Annotated in this window: 20 protein-coding genes; 15 read left to right on the top strand and 5 right to left on the bottom strand. The window is 60.2% G+C overall.

The genetic code is table 11. The annotated features are described in order from the left end of the window. Positions 1 to 2 precede the first annotated feature (2 nt). On the top strand, positions 3 to 1,775 hold the full coding sequence (lpdA, locus tag RAS12_RS09800; RefSeq protein ID WP_306947781.1) for a dihydrolipoyl dehydrogenase: 1,773 nt from the start codon (positions 3 to 5) through the stop codon (positions 1,773 to 1,775). A gap of 163 nt (positions 1,776 to 1,938) precedes the next feature. Here lpdA and RAS12_RS09795 read toward each other — a convergent pair whose 3' ends face one another. The 5 genes from RAS12_RS09795 to RAS12_RS09775 all read right to left on the bottom strand — a co-directional run bounded on the left by RAS12_RS09795 (position 1,939) and on the right by RAS12_RS09775 (position 7,933). After that, positions 1,939 to 2,133, bottom strand: coding sequence for a putative motility protein (locus tag RAS12_RS09795; RefSeq protein ID WP_306947778.1), 195 nt, complete (start codon positions 2,131 to 2,133; stop codon positions 1,939 to 1,941). Between the two features lie 190 nt (positions 2,134 to 2,323). Next, complete coding sequence (locus tag RAS12_RS09790) at positions 2,324 to 3,184, bottom strand: hypothetical protein (RefSeq protein WP_306947775.1); 861 nt, start codon at positions 3,182 to 3,184, stop codon at positions 2,324 to 2,326. Positions 3,185 to 3,545: 361 nt separating this feature from the next. Then, positions 3,546 to 5,207 carry a flagellin N-terminal helical domain-containing protein gene (locus RAS12_RS09785; protein WP_306947773.1) on the bottom strand — a complete coding sequence of 554 codons (1,662 nt, stop codon included), beginning with the start codon at positions 5,205 to 5,207 and terminating at the stop codon, positions 3,546 to 3,548. Between the two features lie 244 nt (positions 5,208 to 5,451). Further along, positions 5,452 to 7,059, bottom strand: a complete 1,608-nt coding sequence (locus RAS12_RS09780) for a methyltransferase regulatory domain-containing protein (protein WP_306947771.1) — start codon at positions 7,057 to 7,059, stop codon at positions 5,452 to 5,454. Between the two features lie 118 nt (positions 7,060 to 7,177). Then, complete coding sequence (locus RAS12_RS09775; protein WP_306947768.1) at positions 7,178 to 7,933, bottom strand: RNA polymerase sigma factor FliA; 756 nt, start codon at positions 7,931 to 7,933, stop codon at positions 7,178 to 7,180. 431 nt (positions 7,934 to 8,364) lie between these two features. Here RAS12_RS09775 and flhD point away from each other — a divergent pair, with 431 nt between their 5' ends. The 14 genes from flhD (at position 8,365) to flhB (ending at position 22,290) form a co-directional block, all read left to right on the top strand. Then, positions 8,365 to 8,688, top strand: a complete 324-nt coding sequence (flhD, locus tag RAS12_RS09770; RefSeq protein ID WP_006219025.1) for a flagellar transcriptional regulator FlhD — start codon at positions 8,365 to 8,367, stop codon at positions 8,686 to 8,688. 32 nt (positions 8,689 to 8,720) lie between these two features. Next, positions 8,721 to 9,302 (top strand): flagellar transcriptional regulator FlhC, encoded by a 582-nt coding sequence (gene flhC / locus RAS12_RS09765; protein ID WP_306947696.1) that lies wholly within the window; start codon positions 8,721 to 8,723, stop codon positions 9,300 to 9,302. A 118-nt stretch (positions 9,303 to 9,420) separates the two neighbouring features. Next, positions 9,421 to 10,290 (top strand): flagellar motor stator protein MotA, encoded by an 870-nt coding sequence (gene motA, locus RAS12_RS09760; RefSeq protein WP_306947695.1) that lies wholly within the window; start codon positions 9,421 to 9,423, stop codon positions 10,288 to 10,290. A gap of 11 nt (positions 10,291 to 10,301) precedes the next feature. Continuing rightward, complete coding sequence (gene motB, locus RAS12_RS09755; RefSeq protein WP_306947692.1) at positions 10,302 to 11,291, top strand: flagellar motor protein MotB; 990 nt, start codon at positions 10,302 to 10,304, stop codon at positions 11,289 to 11,291. A gap of 2 nt (positions 11,292 to 11,293) precedes the next feature. Continuing rightward, on the top strand, positions 11,294 to 11,674 hold the full coding sequence (locus tag RAS12_RS09750) for a response regulator (protein WP_306947690.1): 381 nt from the start codon (positions 11,294 to 11,296) through the stop codon (positions 11,672 to 11,674). A gap of 29 nt (positions 11,675 to 11,703) precedes the next feature. Continuing rightward, on the top strand, positions 11,704 to 13,806 hold the full coding sequence (gene cheA / locus RAS12_RS09745) for a chemotaxis protein CheA (protein ID WP_306947688.1): 2,103 nt from the start codon (positions 11,704 to 11,706) through the stop codon (positions 13,804 to 13,806). A gap of 17 nt (positions 13,807 to 13,823) precedes the next feature. Next, a complete protein-coding gene (cheW, locus tag RAS12_RS09740; protein WP_042793268.1) occupies positions 13,824 to 14,324 on the top strand; it encodes a chemotaxis protein CheW in 501 nt (166 codons plus the stop codon). Positions 14,325 to 14,418: 94 nt separating this feature from the next. After that, positions 14,419 to 16,122: a methyl-accepting chemotaxis protein gene (locus RAS12_RS09735; RefSeq protein ID WP_306947673.1), complete on the top strand. Its 1,704-nt coding sequence runs from the start codon at positions 14,419 to 14,421 to the stop codon at positions 16,120 to 16,122. Positions 16,123 to 16,130: 8 nt separating this feature from the next. Then, entirely contained in the window at positions 16,131 to 16,985 is an 855-nt protein-coding gene (locus tag RAS12_RS09730) for a CheR family methyltransferase (protein WP_306947671.1), read from the top strand. A gap of 20 nt (positions 16,986 to 17,005) precedes the next feature. Next, the gene (locus RAS12_RS09725) at positions 17,006 to 18,064 is read left to right on the top strand and encodes a protein-glutamate methylesterase/protein-glutamine glutaminase (RefSeq protein ID WP_306947669.1); all 1,059 of its coding nucleotides are present in this window, start codon (positions 17,006 to 17,008) and stop codon (positions 18,062 to 18,064) included. 50 nt (positions 18,065 to 18,114) lie between these two features. Beyond that, the gene (gene cheY / locus RAS12_RS09720; protein WP_306947666.1) at positions 18,115 to 18,504 is read left to right on the top strand and encodes a chemotaxis response regulator CheY; all 390 of its coding nucleotides are present in this window, start codon (positions 18,115 to 18,117) and stop codon (positions 18,502 to 18,504) included. Positions 18,505 to 18,512: 8 nt separating this feature from the next. Beyond that, positions 18,513 to 19,145, top strand: coding sequence for a protein phosphatase CheZ (gene cheZ, locus RAS12_RS09715; RefSeq protein WP_306947665.1), 633 nt, complete (start codon positions 18,513 to 18,515; stop codon positions 19,143 to 19,145). A 287-nt stretch (positions 19,146 to 19,432) separates the two neighbouring features. Further along, complete coding sequence (locus tag RAS12_RS09710; protein WP_306951384.1) at positions 19,433 to 20,950, top strand: methyl-accepting chemotaxis protein; 1,518 nt, start codon at positions 19,433 to 19,435, stop codon at positions 20,948 to 20,950. Positions 20,951 to 21,135: 185 nt separating this feature from the next. Beyond that, entirely contained in the window at positions 21,136 to 22,290 is a 1,155-nt protein-coding gene (flhB, locus tag RAS12_RS09705; RefSeq protein ID WP_306947663.1) for a flagellar biosynthesis protein FlhB, read from the top strand. Position 22,291: the final 1 nt, after the last annotated feature.

The raw sequence follows: 22,291 nt of genomic DNA, 5'->3' as shown, positions 1-22,291 counted from the left end.
CTATGAGCAATACCGTTCAAATCAAAGTGCCGGACATCGGTGACTTCAAGGAAGTGGAAGTCATTGAAGTGCTGGTCGCAGTCGGCGACACGATCAAGGCCGAACAAAGCCTGATCACCGTGGAATCCGATAAGGCATCGATGGAAATCCCCGCGTCGCAAGGCGGCGTGGTGAAGTCCATCGCGGTCAAGGTCGGTGACAAGGTCGCCGAAGGCGCGGTTGTGCTGGAAGTGGAAGCGTCCGCCGCTGCCGCCGCACCGGCCGCAAAGCCTGCTCCGGCAGCAGAAGCGCCCAAGCCAGCCGCAGCGGCGCCAGCCGCCAAGGCTGCCGCGCCTGCTGCGTCCAGCTTCAAGGGTTCCGCCGACGCAGAATGCGACGTGCTGGTTCTGGGCGCCGGCCCCGGCGGATACTCCGCCGCGTTCCGCGCAGCCGATCTGGGCCTGTCCGTGGTCCTGGTCGAACGCTACGAAACGCTGGGCGGCGTCTGCCTGAACGTAGGCTGCATTCCGTCCAAGGCGCTGCTGCACAACGCCGCGATCATCGATGAGGCCCGCGCGCTCGGTGCGCATGGCATCAGCTTTGGCGAGCCCAAGATCGATCTGGACAAGCTGCGTGGCTACAAGGACAGCGTGGTCGCCAAGCTGACCGGCGGCCTGGCTGGCATGGCCAAGGCTCGCAAGGTCACCGTGGTGCACGGCGTGGGCGAATTCGCCGATGCGAACCACCTGTCGGTGAAGGCCGCCGACGGCAAGACCCAGACCATCCGCTTCAAGCAAGCCATCATCGCCGCGGGCAGCCAATCGGTGAAGCTGCCGTTCATGCCCGCCGACGACCGCGTTGTGGACTCCACCGGCGCTTTGCTGCTGCGTGAAGTGCCCAAGAAGATGCTGATCATCGGCGGCGGCATCATCGGCCTGGAAATGGGCACGGTGTACTCGACGCTGGGCGCGCGCCTGGACGTCGTGGAAATGCTGGACGGCCTGATGCAGGGCGCTGACCGCGATCTGGTCAAGGTATGGCAGAAGAAAAACGCCTACCGCTTCGACAACATCATGTTGAAGACCAAGACGGTGGGCGCGGAAGCCAAGAAGGACGGCATCTACGTCACGTTCGAAGGCGAGGGCGCTCCCAAAGAGCCGCAACGCTACGATCTGGTGCTGCAAGCCGTGGGCCGCAGCCCGAATGGCAAGAAGATCGGCGCAGACAAGGCGGGCATCGCCGTGACCGACCGCGGTTTCATCGAGGTCGATCGCCAGATGCGCACCAACGTGCCGCACATCTACGCCATTGGCGACATCGTGGGCCAGCCCATGCTAGCGCACAAGGCCGTGCATGAAGGCCACGTTGCAGCTGAAGCCGCAGCCGGCCAGAAATCGTTCTTCGACGCGCGCGTCATCCCGTCGGTGGCCTACACCGATCCGGAAGTGGCGTGGGTCGGCCTGACTGAAGACGAAGCCAAGAAGCAAGGCATCAACATCCAGAAGGGCGTGTTCCCCTGGGCCGCTTCCGGCCGCGCCATCGCCAACGGCCGCGACGAAGGCTTCACCAAGCTGATTTTCGACGCAGAAACGCATCGCATCCTGGGCGGCAGCATCGTGGGCACCCACGCTGGCGACCTGATCAGCGAACTGGCCCTGGCCGTGGAAATGGGCGCAGACGTCGTGGACATCGCCAAGACCATCCACCCGCACCCGACCTTGGGTGAATCGGTGGGCATGGCGGCCGAAGTGGCCGAAGGCGTGTGCACTGACTTGCCGCCGATGAAGAAGAAGTAAGGCAATAGCGGCATGCCGCTACGTCTGAAAGACAAACGCCGGCTCCCCATCAGGAGCCGGCGTTTTTTTGCGCCACAAAGCATCACCGCATCAGCCCAAACTCGGCCCAAACAAAAAAACCGCCCTCAAAGGGCGGTTCTTCAACGCGTTAGCGCTGACGCGCTTACGCGTGCGTATTGACCCGCGAACCTAGCGTGCCATCAATCGCCAGCACGGGCAGCGATTGCATCAGCGTGGCCACTGCATCAGCTTGCGAATTCAAAGCCTTCTTCAGCACATGGGTCTGCACTTCTTGCGTGAGCTGTGCGTCCTGCATGGCCAAGGCGGTATTGACGGTATTGCTGACGGAGAGTTCCATGTGCGGGATGTCCTGGATAAATAATCGGGCTGTGCCCATCGCGGGTGTTAGCCACAACGCGGCGTGCTCAAAGTAGTCGCATTATTGCGCAGATTTTCGGTTTGATGCAAAGCATTCCATACCCATCATCCGCACCCGCGTATTGTCGCTTCGACTTATGGCGGATACGTGACACTGCGGGAGCGATGCCTTACTGTTCAGCCGGACATTCCTTGATGCTGCCCCAGCCATGATTCGGCGCGCAGAACTGCCTGCGGGCTTCCCAGGCGCAGTTGGGCCGGTCAAAAAATCCCAGTTCTGCGCATCGCGCCAGTTCTGTCTTGAGCGCATCGACCCAGGCCAGCGGATTCTGCGGCGGGATCTCAGTCATGCGCAGCGTCGAATGGGGCGTGGTACCGGAGGCAGGCGGTTCTTCCGCGGTAAGCGGCGGTTGCAGGCCGCTGGAAGGTGCTGGAGACGATGACGGCACTGCCGTGCTTGGCGATGCGTTCTGCGGAGCTTCTGGGGGCGGCGTGGCGGGTGCAGGAGCGGGTGTCACCTCTGTCTCGCCCGCGCCCTTGCCAGGCTCCTGAACGGGCTCCAGAGCGGGCGTACGCGCCGGTTCGGCATCGGGCGTCAGTGGCGGCGCGGGCAGCAACGGTACGCGAACAGGACTGGCCGCGGTAGAGCCCGACAACGTCGAGTTCGGCGAATTCCACGACACGACCAGCAGCACCAGCGCTCCATAGATCGCCAAGGTGTAGAGCACAGTCAACGTGGCAGACCCGACGCTGCGGCGCGTGAGGGGGTTGGACGCATCACGGCCAAGCAGGCTGCGCCAACCAACCAGCGCCGCGCCGGGAGCAGATATCAACCACCAAAATAATCGGCTTAACCAGCTGGGTTGTGGAGCGGAGTGTGTGGCATGCACCTGGGCTGCCAGCAAGTCGCGCAAAGCGCGGTTCTCTTCGCGCAGACGCAAAGTCTGCTCATCATCCACCGGCGCCTGTTGGTCTGGATCCGTGGTGCCGTCGTGCTGCTTAGCGAGTGGATCGGGGGGCGTGGCGGTCATGTCGTGAAAAATATAGATACAAAAGCGTGCGACGGCAATTATGAATGCATCGCTTTGGTATCAAAAATGAGAGAAGGCGGCAAAAAGCCGCCTTCTCTCATTTCTTGAGGCCATTGCGCACAGAACCGGCCGTAATGTCTTTCATGATCACCGCGCGGAGTGCAGGCCTTAGCAACTCCGGGTGGTGCAGATCATGCAGTTGGCCATGTTCGCGGTTTACCGCAGGCAGCAGCGCTGATGGACGCAAAAAAGCCGGCTTGCGCCGGCTTGCGTTGCGACCAGGTGCGAAGGACCCGGTGCGCTGGTGGAAGGTGCAGACCTTTTGGTCTGCGCCTTCCAACCATTATGTCTTGCTGTGTGATTAACGCAGCAGCGACAGAACGGTTTGCGGGACTTGGTTGGCTTGCGCCAGAACCGAGGTACCAGCCTGTTGCAGGATCTGAGCCTTGGACATGTTCGACACTTCCGTGGCGTAGTCAGCGTCTTGAATACGCGAACGAGCGTTGGACAGGTTGTTGACCACGTTGTTCAGGTTCGAGATCGTCGATTCCAGACGGTTCTGCACAGCACCCAGTTCGCCGGTCAGCTTGTCCAGCTTCGTGAAGGCTGCATCCAGCGTCTTCATCGGGTCCGAGGTCTTGTTGCCCTTGCTGGTCGTTTCGGTGGTCAGTTGACCCGACGAATTGACGTTAGCGGTGGCGCCAACCTTGGGAGCGTAGTCGCCCGTGCCCGTGCCGCTCTTGACAGTTGCCTTGCCCGTGTTGGGATCGACGTTGTACACGGTGGTGTACGAAGCGGTGCGGTTGAAGTTGCCGGAGCCGTCAACCCACGTGTCGGACGAGGTGCCGGTGGCGAACGTCAGTGCAGCTGCAGTGATGCCTTGGCCCAGGTTGACCGTACCAGCGGCAGCGGCCTTGAACGTGGCTTGCAGGGCGTCCTTGGACACCGTGTCGGTGTACGACAGTTCGCTGGCGGTGCCGGTGCTGTTGAAGGTCTTGCCGCCGATTGCAACGCTAGCGTCGCCTGCGGCTGCCTTGCTGGCTTCCGTCAGAACGCTGTCCAGCGTGGCTTGCGTAGCTGCGCCAGTCGAATCGTTGGTCGACAGTTCGCCGGTGGCCGACAGGTAAGCTGCCTTGCCGCCGATGGTGACCTTGCCGGTCGAATCAACGTCAAACGAAGCAGCGGCCGAACCCTTGTTCGAGTACGTGCCGGTGGCGGTGCCGGTGGACGGCGTCAGCGACGTGGCCAAGGCGGTAACAGCGGCGGCGTCAGCCGTCTTGTTTTGGAACGTGAAGTTCTTGTTGGTGGCGTCGTACGTGTAGGTCGTGCCGCCGGTGTCGACGGTGTTGCCGTTTTCCAGCTTAGCGAAAGCTTGTTCCGACGTCACGGCAGCGTGCTTCGTGGTGACGGTCCAGTCGTTGCCAGCAGCGACGCCGCCAGCAGCTTGCAGATCGCTCACGGTGGCGGTGCGGTTTTGCGTCACGCCCTTGCCGTTCACGTTGAAGCCATCCAGACCCAGCGTCTTGACGCTGATTTCCGACAGATTCAGGGTGATGGTTTCGCCGTCGTTGGCGCCAACTTGCAGCGTCAGGGGCTTGGCCGAATCCGACAGAACCTTCACGCCGTTGAAGTCGGTTTGTTCCGAGATACGGTCGATGTCCGACAGGCGTTGGTTGATTTCGTCTTGCATCGAATCCAGCTGCTCTTGCGAGTAGCTGCCGTTCGAAGCTTGCACCGACAATTCGCGAACGCGTTGCAGGTGGGTGTTGACTTCGGAGGCTGCGCCTTCCGTCGTCTGGGCCAGCGAGATGCCGTCGTTGGCGTTACGAGCGGCTTGGGTCAGGCCCTTGACGTTCGCGGTGAAACGGTTGGCAATGGCCATACCGGCTGCATCGTCCTTGGCGCTGTTGATGCGCAGGCCCGACGACAGACGCTCAATGGCGGTGCCCAGGGAAGATTGGGACTTGTTCAGGTTGTTCTGAGCAACGAGCGACAAGTAGTTGGTATTGATAACTGCAGCCATGTTTTAGCTCCCAAGGAGAGAAAGGCATCTTCAAACCGGGCAGCTTCGCCGCCCAACTGTGTAACGGGAAAAACCGGCTTTTTAGTCTTGCAAGTTCTTCCGTTGCCAGGATTACGGCATGGCTATATCAATCTTTAGGGCGATTTTGCGAATGTCACGATTCTTTTACGATTTTGGCCCCTTTCGGGGAAATCTCTGAGAATTTCCCGAAAGGAAAACGGCGGGCCCATCGTGCGACATCTGTCTACAGGATCAATCCTTGGACGCGCATGGCAATTAAGGCCCGGTTCAATAAGTCCTGGGCAGTTTGGTCCAGATTCCGTACTCCCTTGGTGGTCAAGCCGTCGGGGTGCTCAAGTTTCCCGGCAAATAGAGCATCCCGCAATTGGGTGCGCAACTCGGCTTGCCCCACTTCGCCCGTCAAGCGGCGAGCGACGAAATGGATGACGGCATCTTTGCCAGGGCGAACCAATTGGTGCCACAGGTTGTAGTGGCCGACCTGCAGGTCGCCGCTATCGGCAGCTTGTAGCAGTGCCATGGCGCCGGGGATCAATTTGGGGGAGCTGGACAGATTCTTTTCATAAGGCAGGGGCTCCAATCGATACCAGAGGGAACCAATATTCAGCAAGGAGACCAGGTGGATCATCACAGTGACGGCCAACGTGTCTTCTGGTTGCTGAGGGGCCAGGGCCTTGGCGTCTTGCATCAGGTCCGCAAATGCAACACTTGCTGGCCATGCTTGGCGCAGCCGCTCAACGATAGCAATGAAGATTGCGTCGCGCGATCCGATGCCGCGACCGTTGTTGGCGCGGTATTGTCGAACACCATGTTCCTTATTGCCGTCCGCCGAATCATCGGGCTTCACTTGAAGACCAAAGTGCATGTCGGCAAAGCAGCCTGCTTCGGGTTGCGCGAGGATGCCTGGCTGACGCGAGGCGTGTGTCAGCAGGCTTTGGCGGAACTGGCGGCCAATGGCGAAATCCAAAAACTGCTCACGCAATTCGCGCGGTGCGTCTTGAGTCAGCGCCCCTACCTGTGCGGCCACGTTGTCGCCGAAGTTGGACGGTATCGACGATTCCGGCTGTGCATCACCAACATAGGCAAGTCCCGCCTCTTGTGCCGTCGCGAGAAATTCCACGAAGTAGCATGGAGAGTTGACCGCCTCCAGGTATTCGTGAAGCAGATAGTGATCCGATTGTTGGCGCAGATACTTCGCCGCAACCTGAAGACCCAATCGCATTGCGTTATCGGATGCCAGCCCCTGTTCCATTAACGTCAGTACGGCTTTTGCACGGCCCAGCTTTTCAGCAGGCGATGGCGTACCGAAGCTATTGAGTTGCATGGCATCGCGCAGCACGTCCAGAGCCTTCCAGCCTGGGTAGGTGTTGTAACTGATGCAGGCCACGCCATTGGGCGACAGGTTTTCCCTGCATATGCGCAGTATTGCCGCTTTGACCTCTACCGGCACCCAGCTGAATACGCCATGGCAAATGATGTAGTCGAATTGCCCGAAAGAGGCGTCGATATCGGTAATGCTGATGGCTCGCAGATCCAGATTGCGCACGCCCATTTTTTCGATAAGAGCCTGGCCTTCCGCGATTTGAATCGGAGACAGGTCGATGCCTACTACGTGAGCTTGTGGATTGGAAATGGCAAATGGCAGAAGATTGCCGCCGGCCGCGCATCCCAGTTCCAGTACGCGCGCTGTTGAAGGCGCCGGTACCTCCAGGCCATACAGGCGGGCGACAGATTGAAGGTGCGCAGGGGCCGTGTGTGCGAACGGATACGACGTGTAAGGCGTCTCGTCGTAAGAATCCGAAATTGCCTGATTCAGGGAGTCGTGAGCGGTCATTGCGTTTCCGTTTCGTATCGGTGGGGGCGTTCGGGCGTGGCCGCGAACAGAGAGTGGGGGCCAGGGGCCAGGCTGCGCAAAACGATGTCCGCGCTAACGTGCGGTACTTGCCGCACGCCTAAATAATCTGCGCGATCTGCCCTTCTTGGGGCAGTGCATGCCAAGCCTGGTCCTTCAGCTTGGCCCGAATCCGTGCTGTCGCCTGCGAACGCAGCTGGCACACACGGGCTTCAGTCACATTCATGATCGCGCCAATTTCTTTCAGATTCAGCCCTTGCTCGTAACACAGCGACAACAGCAGCTTTTCGCGATCCGGAAGTGTGTCGATAGCGTGTATCAATGCAAGGCGGAAATCGCCGGCCAGCAGCGAGTCCAGCGGATTGCCGCCGGCGGAGCCGTGGTTCAGCGTGGCGGACCAGTCTGATTGGCCGGATGCCGAATCAGGCTCGGTCGTGAAATCTTCGTAATGGACGATCTGCACGCCTTGGGCGTCGTGCAGTAACGATTGGTATTCGTTTAGCGGTATTTCAAGTTGTTGCGCGATTTCCGCTTCTGTAGGCGCACGCATCAGACGTTGTTCTAACTGCTGAATCGCCTGGTCAATCTTACGAGCCTTGGTGCGAACGCTGCGCGGCAACCAATCCTGGCCGCGGAGTTCGTCCAGCATCGCGCCACGGATACGGGTCGTGGCGTAGGTTTCAAATTGGGCGTCGGCGGTTTCCTGATAGCGCCTTACGGCGTCCAGCAGACCGATCATGCCGGCCTGTATCAGGTCGTCAAGCTCAACGCTGGCGGGAAGCCGGGCGAGCAATTGCAGGGCCAGCTTCCGCACTAGCGGGGCATATTCGACCAAGCTGTCTTCTGCGTGGGGCATTGCGGGAATGTCAGGCGGTGTCCATCGTGACGCGTCGTCGATTGTTGTCAATTTGCGACATTGTCGACAAACGCGCGGCTGCGCTAAAGCTACCAAGATTACGTGATCGGCAAGGTGACATTGTCGGGACAAGCCAATATTTCATTCCGTTAAGCACGCATTGTTTTGAATGCCTATTTGGCAAATTGCCTTCGATTGGTCCAGCGGTTTATATGTCAAGGTGTGTCTGTTTTCGTAAGTTGCGCAATATCAACAAAGATTTGTCATATAAGTCATAGAAAATGACATCACCTGTGGTAAATTTTACTTAAATTGCGAACAAATGATACATTTCGCATTAAAACAGGATGCAGCGGGCAGTCTGGAAACATTAGTTACAGGCGCCTTTGGTTTTCAAGCCCCTTGGGTGGGATAGGGATAGGGAGTAGGGCGTGCAACAAGTCGAAAATTCATTGCTGGCAGATATCCGCGAGGTAAATCTGTCATACCTGTTACTTGCGCAACGAATGTTGCGTGATGACTACGCTGCATCGATGTTCCGTTTGGGGTTCAGCAACGAAGTTGCTGACATTTTGATGCGTTTGTCGCCAGCACAGCTGGTCAAGCTGGCTAGCTCCAGTTCGCTGCTTTGCCGGTTCCGCTTTGACGATTACAGCCTGCTGTCTGCGTTGACCCATGATGTATTGGGTGGTGCGCTGCAACAAGCGCACGCAACGATCCTGCTGGCCAAGCAACCTGTAGAAGAACTGGCCTGACGGCCGCTCGATCCCCCACTCGGACACGTGTAATGGCCACCAAGAGCGTATCGCAGGAAGCGGATGACATCCTGCTCGCCAGCTCCATGATTACATTAGGAGCGCGGCTGCAAGTGTTAGAGGCTGAAACCAGTCTCAGTCACGACCGGCTGGCACGCCTGTACCGCGAAATACGCGGTTGCTCGCCACCCAAGGGCATGCTGCCTTTTTCGGTTGACTGGTTCATGACCTGGCTGCCGAATATCCATTCCTCGTTGTTTTATAACGTGTACTCATTTCTGAATACGCGGACGAGTAGTAAGGGTATACGCGCAATTATCGACGCCTATCGCCTGTATTTAGAAAATGCTGGTTTGGATGGTGTGGAAAATACCGAGCCCGTCCTGAGTTTTACGCGGGCCTGGATGCTGGTGCGCTTCTTCGATAGCGGCATGCTGCAACTCTCTGCGTGCCGCCAGTGTGGCGGTCATTTCATCGCCCACGCCCACGATCCGCAATCGGACTTCGTGTGCGCGATTTGCCGGCCGCCACCCCGCGCCGGCAAGACCCGCGCTGCGGCTAAAGCACGCGCGGGCACCCGCCCTGCGCCTGCTATTGATGCTGCCCGGTCTTGACCGGCGGCGTTCAAATACATCAAAAGCCCTAAGAAACTCCCCGTAACCCGCCTTTTTGGGTTGTGGGGAATGAGGGATCATTGACGCCGGTTTTAGACTTCGTTGGCAGGGGCCTGATGTGTTGATTGTTATCGGTTTTCTCGTGGTGATCGTGTCGGTCGTCGGCAGCTTCATAGCGCTGGGCGGCCACTTGGGCGCGCTTTACCAACCCTTTGAGCTCACGCTGATCTTCGGCTCGGCTTTTGGGGCTTTTCTTGCGGGCAACAGCAAGAAGTCGCTGATGCTGGTCAAGAAGGCGCTGCCCGACGCGCTGAAAAGTTCTAACTATGGCAAGGATGTGTACATGGAGCTGATGGCGCTCCTGTATGTATTGCTGAACAAAGCGCGCCGAGAAGGCCTGATGGCCATCGAATCGCACATTGAGGACCCGGCATCCAGCCCGATCTTCAGCGAATATCCCCGTATCGCCAAAGACGCGAAGCTCATGGAGTTCATTACGGACTACCTGCGCATCATGATCAGCGGCAACATGAGCTCGTTCGAAATCGAAACGCTCATGGATGAGGAAATCGAGACCTACCGCCACGAGCGCGAAGTGCCGGCGCATGCCTTGCAACAGATGGCTGACGGTTTGCCCGCTTTCGGTATCGTGGCCGCGGTGCTGGGCGTGATCAAGGCCTTGGCAGCAGTGGATCAGCCCCCGGCAATTCTGGGCGACCTGATCTCCAAGGCCATGGTCGGCACGTTCCTGGGTATCTTGCTGGCGTACGGCTTTGTGGGGCCGCTGGCCTCGCGCGTCGAGCGCCGCAACGACGAAGCCATGAAAGTGCTGGAATGCATCAAGACCACGTTGCTGGCCAGCATGAACGGCTACCCGCCGCAACTGGCGGTGGAATTTGGCCGCAAGGTGCTGTTCTCGTCGGTGCGTCCGACCTTCGGTGAGCTGGAAGAGCACGTCCGGCAAACCAAGTCGACCGCTAAGGGCTGACGGAGCGGGCCATGAGCACGGTAAACAATCACCGTGTGGTGATCCGCCGCAAGAAGGTCAAGGGCGGCGGGCACCACGGCGGAAGCTGGAAAATCGCATACGCCGACTTCATCACGGCGATGATGGCGTTCTTCCTGGTCATGTGGCTGGTCAGCATCGTGCCGCGCGAAGAACTCAAGGGCATCGCGGAATACTTCCGTATGCCTTTGCGCGTGGCAATCACGGGCGGACCCAGCAGCTCGGCGGAAACCAGCGCGGTGCCTGGCGGCGGACGCGACCCCTTGCGCAGCGAGGGCGATGTGCGGCGCGGCCAGGGTAATCGTGTTGAATCCCAGCCTATGGGCGACGCCGAGCGGCGCGAACAGCACCGCCTGGAAAACCTGAAAAAACGCCTTGAAAACGTCATCGAAACCAGTCCTGTCCTGAAGAGTTTCAGGCCGCAGCTGCTGATCGATCTGACGACGGAAGGGCTGCGCATCCAGATCATCGACAACCAGAATCGCCCAATGTTCGCTACTGGCCGCGCGGAAGTGCAGCCGTATATGCGCGACATTCTGCGCGAACTGGGGCCGGTGTTGAACGAATTGCCCAACCGGGTCAGCATTTCTGGCCACACCGACGCGTCGCAGTACGCACGCGGCGAGCGGGCCTACAGTAATTGGGAGCTCTCGGCCGACCGTGCAAACGCGTCGCGTCAGGAGTTGGTGGCGGGCGGCATGACCGAAAGCAAGGTCATGCGCATCCAAGGTCTGTCTTCCAGCATGAGTCTGGTTAAAGATGATCCGTATGCCGCCGTTAATAGACGCATCAGCCTAGTGGTGCTCAACCAGAGCACCCAGCGGCGCATCGAAAGCGAGAACGCCGCTGCTGCGGACGTTAGCGCCAAGGATGCCCGTGAGGTGGGAACGGCCGTGGAGGCGGTGCAAGCCGCAACCCAGGCCGCGACGGCAACCAAACAAGGCGAAGCGGCCAATACGCCGCCCGCTGAAGGGGTTCGATAGCAATGGCGGCAACAATTCTGGTGGCGGACGACTCAGCGACGATGCGCATGATCGTGCAGGCGACGCTGACGGGCGCAGGATGGAAGGTATTGACGGCCGGCAATGGCCAGGAAGCGCTGGAGGTGGCCAAAAACCACACAGTGGACCTGGTCGTCAGCGACTGGAACATGCCGATCATGGGCGGGCTGGAATTGATTCAGGGCTTGCGCGAACAGGATCAATACCTGGATGTGCCAGTGCTGGTGCTGACCACGGAAGATGATGTGGATAGCAAGATGGCCGCTCGGGACCTGGGCGTTTGTGGCTGGCTGTCCAAGCCGGTCGACCCTGATGTGCTGGTGGAATTGGCGACCGAGCTGCTCGATGAGCAAGCCGGCGCGTAAGCAGGTTCATTTATGAAGGCGTACGGGTCATGAGTTCTGGTTTGGACCTCAGTCAGTTTTACGAGACCTTTTTCGACGAGGCAGATGAGCTGCTCGCGCAAATGGAGCAGCTGCTGCTGGAACTTGATGTGGGCGCGCCCGACATCGAGCAGCTGAACGCCATCTTCCGCGCAGCGCACTCGATCAAGGGCGGAGCCGCGACGTTCGGCTGTTTTACGCAGCTGGCGGGCACTACCCACCTGCTTGAAAACCTTCTTGACGCAATCCGTCGCGGCGAAATGGCGCTGCGTACGGACATGATTGATATTTTCTTGGAAACGAAAGACGTGCTCAAAAGCCAACTGGATGCCTATCGGGCCTCCGAAGAGCCCGATGATGCCGTGTTTGAGCGTATCTGCGCCGTATTGAGGCAGCTGGCGCTGGAGCAACAAGACCCCGCCGCGGCTGCCGCGCCGGCGCCTGCTCCGGCTCCCGCTCCGGCTCCGGTTGTAGCCGCGCCTGCTCCCGTGCCGCTCGCTCCCGCCGCTCCGGCAACTGATGCCGGCAACCTGCCGTTGAAGGTTCGGATCACCAAAGTGTCAGACAAGGACGCCGCGTCCTTGCTTGAAGAAATGGGTAATCTGGGCAACGTCCGCGCAAGCGAACGCGCCGATGGCGTGCTGACCGTCTGGGTGGACAGCACCTGCACGCCGGACGACATCGAAGCCGTGTGCTGCTTCATCGTTGACGGCGACCAACTGAACATCACCCGCGAAGCTGCTCCGGCTGCTGGCGCTGTGGCACCTGAGGCCCAGCCCGCAGTCGTGGCTGCGGAAGCTCCTGCGGCCGCCGCGCCTGTGGCGGCGCCCGTTGTTGCGGAAACCGCAGCAGCCGCCGAAGCGATCACGCAAGCGGCAGCCAAGGCTACCCGCCCAGCTGCGCCGGCGCATGCTGACAAGGAATCGACGTCGATACGCGTGGGTGTGGAAAAAGTTGACCAGGTGATCAACCTGGTGGGCGAACTGGTCATTACGCAAGCCATGCTGGCGCAAACGGCCTCCACGCTGGACCCGGTGCTGCATGATCGCCTGCTTAACGGCATGGAGCAGCTGGAACGCAACGCCCGCGATTTGCAAGAAGCGGTCATGTCGATCCGCATGATGCCGATGGACTACGTGTTCAGCCGCTTCCCGCGTCTGGTGCGTGATATTGCCGGCAAGATGGGCAAGCAGATCGAACTGCAAACATATGGCCGCGCGACCGAGCTGGACAAGAGCCTGATCGAACGCATCATCGACCCGTTGACCCACTTGGTGCGCAACAGTCTGGATCACGGTATCGAGACGCCTGAAAAGCGTGTCGCTTCCGGCAAAGATCCCGTGGGGCAACTGGTGTTGTCGGCGCAACACAATGGCGGAAACATCGTCATTGAAGTCAGCGACGACGGCGCCGGTCTGAACCGCGAGAAGATTCTGAAGAAGGCCATGGCCCAAGGCCTGCCCGTCAACGAAAACTCGCCTGACGACGAAATCTGGCAGCTGATTTTTGCGCCGGGTTTCTCCACGGCCGAAAAGGTCACGGACATTTCCGGCCGTGGCGTCGGCATGGACGTGGTGCGCCGAAACATTCAGGACATGGGCGGCCACGTGCAGCTGTCTTGCGAGCCGGGCAACGGCACCACGACGCGTATCGTGCTGCCGCTGACCTTGGCGATCCTGGACGGCATGTCGGTGCGCGTGGGTGAAGAAACCTTCATCTTGCCGCTGAACCATGTGACCGAGTCGCTGCAACCCACGAATGACCAGATCTATTCGGTGGCTGGCAACGAACGTGTGATGCATGTGCGTGGTGAATACCTGCCGCTGGTCGAGATGCACCGTGTGTTCTCCGTGGGCGAAGCCCAATCGGACCCCACGCAGGCCATCGCGGTCATCATGCAAGCTGAAGAACGCCGCTTTGCGCTGTTGGTGGATCACCTGATCGGCCAGCACCAGGTGGTGGTCAAGAATCTAGAGTCGAACTACCGCAAGGTTCCCGGCATCTCCGCCGCCACCATCCTGGGCGATGGCAGCGTAGCGCTGATTGTCGATGTATTTGCGCTTGCGCGCGCCAACCGTGAACGTTGGTCGCAGCCCGAAGCCATTTTGAATTGATGGAGCATTAAAAAATCATGGCAGCCAAACCGCAAGCGCAATCCGCGCGTAATGAAGATGTCGGCAGCGAGTTCCTGGTCTTCACGCTGGGCGATGAAGAGTACGGCATCGACATCCTGAAGGTGCAGGAAATCCGTGGCTACGACGCCGACACGGTTACCCGCATCGCAAACGTTCCGCCTTTCATCAAGGGCGTGACCAATCTGCGCGGGATCATCGTCCCGATCGTGGATCTGCGCATCAAGTTCAACCTGGGCCGCGTTGATTACAACGAGCAGACCGTTGTCATCATCCTCAACCTGGACCGCCGTGTTGTCGGCATCGTGGTTGATGGTGTGTCTGACGTGCTGATGCTCAATTCCGGCCAGATTCGTCCGGCTCCGGAGTTCGGCGCCACGCTGTCCACGGAATACCTGACGGGACTGGGCACGGTCGACGAGCGCATGTTGATCCTGGTTGACATCGAAAAGATGATGACCAGCGACGAAATGGCTTTGGTGGAGAAGGTCGCCTCCTGATCGGAGTTTGGCCTGAATTGCGGGGTAAGGGCGCCATATTGAATCCGATGTGGCGCTTTCCTTTAACGATTGCAGTCAAGGGGTGGTTCTTGTGATGCGCAAGTTTTTCGCGAACATGACGATACGCAGCAGCCTTTTGTGGGTGCTGGCGTTCTTCTCATTCATGTTGGTGATCGGAGCGGCGCTTGGCGTGCTGTCTCTGCGCATCAGTAATGGGACGTTGGCTGAAATCAAGCAATCACAAGAGCTGGACGATGCGGTCGGCCGCGTCGTGTCCAGCTACAAGGACACCCTGGGCGGCTTGAGCCGCGCAGCCTCGGCCAACTACGCAGACATCGTGGGCAGCGTGGGCCAGGCCACCTTGCTGACGCAAGGTCTGTCGTCGGAAGCCAGCGGGCTGCTGGACCGCGCCAAGGCTTCCTTGAACAAAGGCCAGGCAGAATTCGAGTATTACAAGACCCTGCCGCAGCCCGCGGAAGCGGTTGAATCGCTGAAAGAAATTGAAGCCGCCTATGGCGCGTTGCAGCAGCAGGGTTTGAACCCGCTGGTCGCCGCGCTGGAAAAGGCAGACATGCCGGCCTACCAGAAGCAGATCCAGACGGTGCAAGATGCGCTGGAAGGGCGCTTTGCCCGGGCTGTGGAGGGTTTTGATTTCTGGCGCGCCAGCAAGATGCTTGACGCGCATGAAGTGGCGCAGGTGCGCTATCAATTCGTTTTGATTGCTGTCAGCGCTGGCGGCGTGATCGCCGCGTTGCTCGTGTTTGCCACCTATGTCTTCCTGCGCCGCCGCGTGTTGCAGCCGCTGAAAGAGGCCGGCCATCATTTTGACCGTATCGCTGGCGGTGACCTGACCGCCCGAGTCGATGCGCGCAATACCAATGAAATCGGCCAGCTCTTCGCGGCGCTCAAGCGCATGCAGGAAAGCCTGACCCGAACGGTGGCGACGGTGCGCCGTGGCGTAGACGAAATCAATGTTGGCTCGCATGAAATCGCGGCCGGCAATACGGATCTGTCCAGCCGTACCGAACAGCAGGCCGCGTCGCTTGAAGAAACCGCGGCGTCGATGGAGCAACTGGCTTCTACCGTGAAGCAGAACGCTGACAATGCTCGCCAAGCCAATCAGCTTGCAGCAAGCGCGTCTGACGTAGCCGAGCGCGGCGGTTCCGCGGTGTCGGAAGTGGTCAATACCATGCACGACATTTCGGCCAGTTCGCGCAAGATTTCCGAAATCGTGTCGGTGATTGATGGCATTGCCTTCCAGACCAACATCCTGGCGTTGAACGCCGCCGTGGAAGCCGCAAGAGCGGGCGAGCAGGGCAAGGGCTTCGCAGTGGTGGCGGGCGAAGTGCGCTCGCTGGCGCAGCGCAGCGCGCAAGCGGCCAAGGAAATCAAGGGTCTGATCGAAGACTCGGTGACCAAGGTGGGCGCGGGTTCGCAGCAAGTGGAACGCGCCGGCGCGACCATGCAAGAGATCGTGGCCTCGGTCAAGCGCGTGACGAACATCATGGGCGAGATCTCGGCAGCATCCGAAGAGCAGTCCAGCGGTATTGATCAAGTCAATCGCGCGGTTTCGCAGATGGACGAAGTGACGCAACAGAATGCGGCGCTGGTGGAAGAAGCCGCCGCGGCGGCCGGCTCGTTGCAAGAGCAGGCGCAACGCCTGGCCGAAGCCGTTGCGGTGTTCAAAATCAATGCAGGCGAAGTCATTGAAGTGCCGGCACACCGCCTGTCTTCGATGCGTTCGTCCGATGACGACTCAAGATTGCAAGCGCCTGACGCGTTTGCGCTTGGGCACTGAGGACACTAGTGGCAACTGCAGCAACCTCGGCGCCGTCCGCTTCGGTGGAACGCCAATTCGATTTTCGCGACGCGGACTTTTCCCGCGTCCGCAAGATGATTCACGCTCGCGCCGGTATTTCACTGGGTACGCACAAGCGTGAAATGGTCTACAGCCGGCTGGCAAGGCGTTTGCGCGCTCTTGGCCGGCAGGACTTCGGCAGCTATCTGGATCAGCTGGAAGATGAGCCCGATGCGGCTGAGTGGGAAGACTTTGTCAACGCGCTCACGACGAACCTGACGGCATTCTTCCGCGAATCGCACCATTTCCCGATACTGGCCGACTTTGCCAAGAAGCGCGGCGGTCCGGTATCCGTGTGGTGCTGCGCGGCCTCCACGGGCGAAGAGCCGTATTCCATTGCGATCACGCTGGTTGAGGCGCTCGGTCCGCGTGGCGGCTCGTCCTCGGTGCTGGCCACCGATATCGACACCAATGTGTTGAATCGGGCCCGCGCGGCGGTCTATCCGGCCGAACGGGTCGCCAAGATGGAAGACGAGCGCTTGCGCCGCTTCTTCTTGAAAGGCCGTGGCGCGAACGAAGGGCAAGTGCGGGTGCGCCCGGAAATTGCGGACATGGTGCGGTACGAGACCTTGAACCTGTTGGCGCCTTCCTGGCCGATCAACGAAAAGTTCGACGTGATCTTTTGCCGCAACGTCATGATTTATTTCGACAAGCCTACGCAGGCGAAGATTCTGGAGCGGTTTGCGCCGTTGCTCAAGCCGGGTGGCTTGCTGTTTGCGGGCCACTCCGAGAACTTCACCTACATCAGCCGGGATTTTCGTCTGCGCGGGCAGACAGTCTACGAATGCGCGGGTAAGGCCTGAACGGCCCAAGGCAGCAAGCTATGAAAAAAATATCTGTTTTGTGTGTGGATGACTCGGCGCTGGTGCGGGGCTTGATGACGGAGATCATCAATAGCCAGCCGGATATGGAAGTGGTTGCGACCGCGCCGGACCCGCTGGTGGCGCGCGACCTGATCAAGCGTCACAACCCTGACGTGCTGACGTTGGACGTGGAAATGCCCCGCATGGACGGGCTGGATTTCCTGGAAAAACTGATGCGTCTGCGGCCGATGCCGGTGGTGATGGTGTCATCACTGACCGAGCGCGGCGGCGAAATCACCTTGCGCGCGCTGGAACTCGGCGCCATTGATTTCGTGACCAAGCCCAAACTGGGCATACGCGACGGCTTGCTTGAGTACACCGAAATCATCGCGGACAAGATTCGCGCAGCCGCACGCGCCAAGCTGCGCGCGCCGACGCCGCACGCGGCGCAAGCTGCACCCGCGCCGATGCTGCGCCGTCCGCTGGCCAGCTCGGAAAAGCTGGTGATTGTGGGCGCATCCACGGGCGGGACCGAAGCCATTCGCGAAGTTCTGCAACCGTTGCCGCCGGATAGCCCGGCCATCCTGATCACCCAGCACATGCCCGCCGGATTCACGCGTTCGTTCGCGCAGCGTCTGGACGCGCTGTGCGCAGTGACGGTGCGCGAAGCCGTGCATGGCGACCGGGTGCTGCCGGGTCACGTTTATTTGGCGCCGGGCGGCGACACTCACATGCGTTTGGGCCGCAGCGGCGCCAACTATGTGATTGAACTGGAAGCCAGCGAACCCGTTAACCGCCACCGTCCTTCCGTGGACGTATTGTTTAATTCTGCCGCTGTCGCTGCGGGCAAGAACGCCATTGGCGTTATCTTGACCGGCATGGGCAAGGATGGAGCCGCCGGCATGCTGGCCATGCACCGCGCGGGCGCGCACACGATTGCGCAGGACGAAGCCAGTTGCGTGGTCTTCGGCATGCCCCGCGAAGCCATCGCCATTGGCGCCGCGGATGAAGTGGTTGCGCTGTCGGCGATTAGCGAACGCATTCTGACTCGCCTGGGCGACCGTGGACACCGCGTTTGACGCGGATGATTCCACGATCGTTCTCAAGCAAATTTTTTCTGGAGTGAAAGATGGTAGATAAGGGCCTGAAGATTCTGGTGGTGGATGACTTCCCCACTATGCGACGGATCATCCGCAACCTGCTCAAAGAGCTGGGTTTCGAGAACGTCGATGAGGCCGAGGACGGCGCGATCGGTCTGGAAAAGCTGCGCAATGGCGGCTTCCAGTTCGTCGTCTCGGACTGGAACATGCCCAATCTCGACGGCTTGGAAATGCTTAAGCAGATCCGCGCCGATCCGTCGCTGGCGTCGTTGCCCGTGTTGATGGTGACGGCTGAGGCCAAGAAGGAAAACATCGTTGCGGCGGCTCAGGCCGGCGCTAACGGATATGTGGTCAAGCCTTTCACGGCGGCAACGCTGGAAGAAAAGCTGACCAAGATCTTCGAGAAAATTGCTGGCTGAGGTGTGCAATGAGCACAACGGAAAATCTTGAACCAGCGGAAAATCCTGATCTGATTCACCGGATCGCATCGCTCACGCGCATGTTGCGCGACAGCATGCGTGAACTGGGTCTGGACCAGGCAATCAAAGACGCAGCTAATGCCATCCCCGATGCCCGTGATCGTCTGCGCTATGTCGCGCAAATGACCGAGCAGGCGGCCAACCGCGTGCTGAATGCCACCGAGGCCGCAGGTCCCATCCAGGACAATATGTCGCGTTCGGCACAGGCGCTGGATACCCGCTGGCAACAGTGGTACGACCAGCCTCTGGAAATGCCGGAAGCGCGCGAACTGGTGAAGGATACGCGGGCCTTCCTAGAGGATGTGCCGAAGCAGACGCAACAGACACAGTCCAAGTTGATGGAAATCATCATGGCGCAGGATTTCCAGGACCTGACGGGCCAGGTCATCATGCGCATGATGGACGTGGTGGGCGCGATCGAGCGTGAATTGCTGCAAGTGCTGCTGGACAACGTGCCGCAAGAGCGCCGCGACGAGGCCAACAGCCTGCTTAACGGTCCGCAAATCAGCCCGCAGGGCAAGACGGATGTCGTGACCAGTCAGGATCAGGTCGACGACCTGCTAGCCAGCCTGGGCTTCTAAGCTTAAAACCATCCCACGCCGCCGGACATGACCTCCGGCGGCGTTTCTATTTGAGTGCGCGGTGCGCAGCAGCCGGTCCTGCTGAAGTGCCGGATGCCGTTCATGAACGTATTCCCTAAGAGCGCAAACGCCGCCTGATGGATAGACTTGCCGCCATAAGAAAAATCGGGGCCTAGCAGTCAGCGATACGGCGCGCCATGCGCGCCCGGCAACGGATGCCCATAGAAGGCGATCCGGGCCAGCACAAGGAGCTTATCTTGGCCAGATCCGTATTCCGCTTGGGCGGCATGTGGGGTTTGTTGCGCCGGCTTAATCGTGGCGACGCGATGTTGTCGGACCGCACCCTGTCCATCAGTCCGGCCGTCTGGCCGCTGCATCGGTTTCTAGCCCAGATCCGGCGGCGGATCATGACCGTCAGACAATCCAGTATCGAGATCGCCCTGAACGCGGCGCGTACGCAGTTTCAGGCGGGGCGCTGTTCCAGCCTGGCGCAAGAGCAGGCGCGCGCTGCTGGCGCGTTGGCCGCAAGCGGCGCGCAAATTGCGGCTTTGTCCACGTCCACATCCAGCCATGCGCGCGAGATCGCGGACGTTTCCGGCCAGAATCTGCGCTCGGCCGAGCAGGCGCTGGCCGAGCTATCTGACGTTCAAGCACGCGTTGAGCGCATGACGCGCGAGATGGCGGCATTTACTGACGTCGTCGGGCAGTTGACGACCCGTGCGCGTTCGGTGGGCGACATCAGCAAGCTGATCAAAGACATCGCGTTGCAGACCCAGTTGCTTGCGTTGAACGCGGGGGTCGAGGCGGCGCGGGCAGGGGATGCAGGCCGCGGTTTCGCGGTGGTGGCCAGTGAAGTCGGCCGCTTGGCCGAGCGCGTGAATGCCGCCACCAGTGACATTGGACGGCATACGGGCGAAATGCTGGACCTGGTGGACACGACCCAGCGCCAAACGGGCACATTGCGCGAGGACGTCAATGCGTCGGGCGTGGTGTTGGACCGGACCTGCTTGGATTTCGAGCGATTTGTGCGGGACTTCGGCAACATGAACCGCCAGGTGGGCGAGGTGGTGCAGGCAATTGGCGAGGTGGATGCCACCAATCACAGCATGAGCCAGGAAGTGGGCCGTATTGCCGCGTTAAGCGCCGACGTGCTCGAACGCGTGGGCAGCATGTCGGGCGAAATCGACCGTATCAGGCGGCAGACGGAGAGCGTGCAGGAGGTGCTGGCGGACATGCGCACCGGCAACACCGCGTTTGATCGGTTGTCGGACGTGGTGGAAGACTTTCGCGAGGCCGCAGCGGGCTTGCTGGAAGACGCCCGCAGGCGCGGCGTCGATGTATTTGACCGGCACTATGCGCGCATTCCGGGCAGCGAGCCGCCGCGTTATCACACGCTCTACGATCGGGCGATCGATGAGCCGCTGACCCGTCTGCTGGATAGCGTGCTGGACGCGGTGCCCGGCGGTATCTATACCATCCTCGTAGACAGCCGGGGCTACGCGCCAGCCCACAACAGCCGCTTTTCGCACGCGCCCTCGGGAGACTCCAAGCAGGATATTGCCCGGGTGCGCCACAAGCGCATCTTTGATGATCCGGTCGGCGCCCGATTGGCGGCCAACACGGGGGCCCTGTTGTTTCAGACGTATTCCCGGGATACCGGTGAAATCGTCAATGACATTTCCATTCCGCTTTATTTGGGGCCGGAACACTGGGGCGCGGTCAGGATCGGGCTGGATTACGTGCGTTTCCAGGCAGCGCTAGAGGGCGCGGCGCCCAGCCGCCGCCCGGTAGCAGAGGCAGGCTGAGGCTGCGTGGACGGAGCCGCGCCCGGGCTGCGGGGGCAGGGCGGGCGGTCCCGCCGGCAGCGCATCCGGGAATAGCGCCGCTTTCCCCCCGTTTCTTGGCTTATCGCCCGAGTCCCAGGCCTCCTAGAATCTCGGCGGGCAGCTCGTAATCCCAGAATCCGCGAGCAGCAACGACACCGCAGAGCATGGCCGAAGAAAGCGACCTCGAAAAATCCGAAGCCGCCTCTCCCAGGCGCCTGGAAAAGGCGCGCGAGGAGGGGCAGATTGCGCGTTCCCGCGAGTTGGGCACGTTCATGATGCTGGCCGCGGGTGTCGCGGCAATCTGGATGGGCGGCGGTTCGATCTATCAAGGCTTGAGCGGCGTGCTGCGCAACGGCTTGGCATTTGACCAGCGTGTCGTCATGGACCCGGGTGTCATGGTGGAACAGGCCGTCAATGGTTTTGGCCACGCACTGCTGGTGATTTTGCCGGTCTTCGGTGTATTGGCGGTTGTCGCGGTGTTGTCCAGCGTGCTTTTGGGGGGCATCGTCATATCCGGCAAGCCCCTGCAAGCGAATTTCTCCAAGCTCAGCCTGTTTGCGGGCTTGAAGCGGATGTTCTCGTCGCAGACAGTAGTGGAGCTGATCAAGGCGCTGGCCAAGGCTTTGCTGGTGGGCGGTGTGGCCATCTGGGTCATCTGGCGTTACCACGATGACATGATGGGCCTGATGCACGTGGCGCCGTCTGCCGCATTGATCAAGGCGCTGTCGCTTGTGGCGATGTGCTGCGCGTTCATTGTGGCGTCTTTGCTGGTCATCGTGATGCTGGACGTGCCCTGGCAGATTTGGAGCCACTTGAAGAAATTGCGGATGTCCAAAGAGGACGTGCGTCAGGAACATAAGGAAAGCGAAGGCGATCCGCATACCAAGGCGCGTATCCGCCAGCAGCAGCGGCAGGCCGCAAGGCGCCGCATGATGTCGGAAGTGCCGAAAGCGGATGTGGTGGTGACCAACCCCACGCATTACGCCGTGGCGCTCAAGTACGACGAAGAAAAGGGCGGAGCCCCGCGTGTGCTGGCCAAGGGCACAGGCCTGATTGCGGCAAAGATCCGCGAATTGGCAGCGGAACACCGCATCCCCACATTGGAAGCGCCGCCTCTGGCGCGCGCATTGCATCAACACGTCGAGCTGGGGCATGAAATCCCGGCCGAGCTATACACCGCGGTAGCGGAAGTGCTGGCGTGGGTCTTCCAGTTGCGTTCATGGCGCTCAGGTTGGGGGGCCGAACCGACGGCACCTACTAAACTGGTCGTGCCCGCCGCACTGGACCCGCAGACAAAAACCGCAGCACAAGGAGTTTAAG

It is taken from the genome of Achromobacter seleniivolatilans, from assembly GCF_030864005.1.
Classification (GTDB): domain Bacteria; phylum Pseudomonadota; class Gammaproteobacteria; order Burkholderiales; family Burkholderiaceae_B; genus Achromobacter; species Achromobacter seleniivolatilans.
The sequence above is the reverse complement of the archived record's forward strand: the minus strand, read 5'-3'. Positions and strand labels throughout refer to the sequence as shown.

Coding starts and splice junctions, on each gene's coding strand:
- RAS12_RS09710 (WP_306951384.1), top strand. CDS start 19,433: ATGTGGGGTTTGTTGCGCCGGCTTAATCGTGGCGACGCGATGTTGTCG.
- RAS12_RS09780 (WP_306947771.1), bottom strand. CDS start 7,059: ATGACCGCTCACGACTCCCTGAATCAGGCAATTTCGGATTCTTACGAC.
- lpdA (WP_306947781.1), top strand. CDS start 3: ATGAGCAATACCGTTCAAATCAAAGTGCCGGACATCGGTGACTTCAAG.
- cheZ (WP_306947665.1), top strand. CDS start 18,513: ATGAGCACAACGGAAAATCTTGAACCAGCGGAAAATCCTGATCTGATT.
- RAS12_RS09735 (WP_306947673.1), top strand. CDS start 14,419: ATGCGCAAGTTTTTCGCGAACATGACGATACGCAGCAGCCTTTTGTGG.
- RAS12_RS09795 (WP_306947778.1), bottom strand. CDS start 2,133: ATGGAACTCTCCGTCAGCAATACCGTCAATACCGCCTTGGCCATGCAG.
- cheY (WP_306947666.1), top strand. CDS start 18,115: ATGGTAGATAAGGGCCTGAAGATTCTGGTGGTGGATGACTTCCCCACT.
- RAS12_RS09725 (WP_306947669.1), top strand. CDS start 17,006: ATGAAAAAAATATCTGTTTTGTGTGTGGATGACTCGGCGCTGGTGCGG.
- flhC (WP_306947696.1), top strand. CDS start 8,721: ATGGCCACCAAGAGCGTATCGCAGGAAGCGGATGACATCCTGCTCGCC.
- RAS12_RS09785 (WP_306947773.1), bottom strand. CDS start 5,207: ATGGCTGCAGTTATCAATACCAACTACTTGTCGCTCGTTGCTCAGAAC.
- cheW (WP_042793268.1), top strand. CDS start 13,824: ATGGCAGCCAAACCGCAAGCGCAATCCGCGCGTAATGAAGATGTCGGC.
- RAS12_RS09750 (WP_306947690.1), top strand. CDS start 11,294: ATGGCGGCAACAATTCTGGTGGCGGACGACTCAGCGACGATGCGCATG.
- RAS12_RS09790 (WP_306947775.1), bottom strand. CDS start 3,184: ATGACCGCCACGCCCCCCGATCCACTCGCTAAGCAGCACGACGGCACC.
- cheA (WP_306947688.1), top strand. CDS start 11,704: ATGAGTTCTGGTTTGGACCTCAGTCAGTTTTACGAGACCTTTTTCGAC.
- flhB (WP_306947663.1), top strand. CDS start 21,136: ATGGCCGAAGAAAGCGACCTCGAAAAATCCGAAGCCGCCTCTCCCAGG.
- motB (WP_306947692.1), top strand. CDS start 10,302: ATGAGCACGGTAAACAATCACCGTGTGGTGATCCGCCGCAAGAAGGTC.
- RAS12_RS09775 (WP_306947768.1), bottom strand. CDS start 7,933: ATGCCCCACGCAGAAGACAGCTTGGTCGAATATGCCCCGCTAGTGCGG.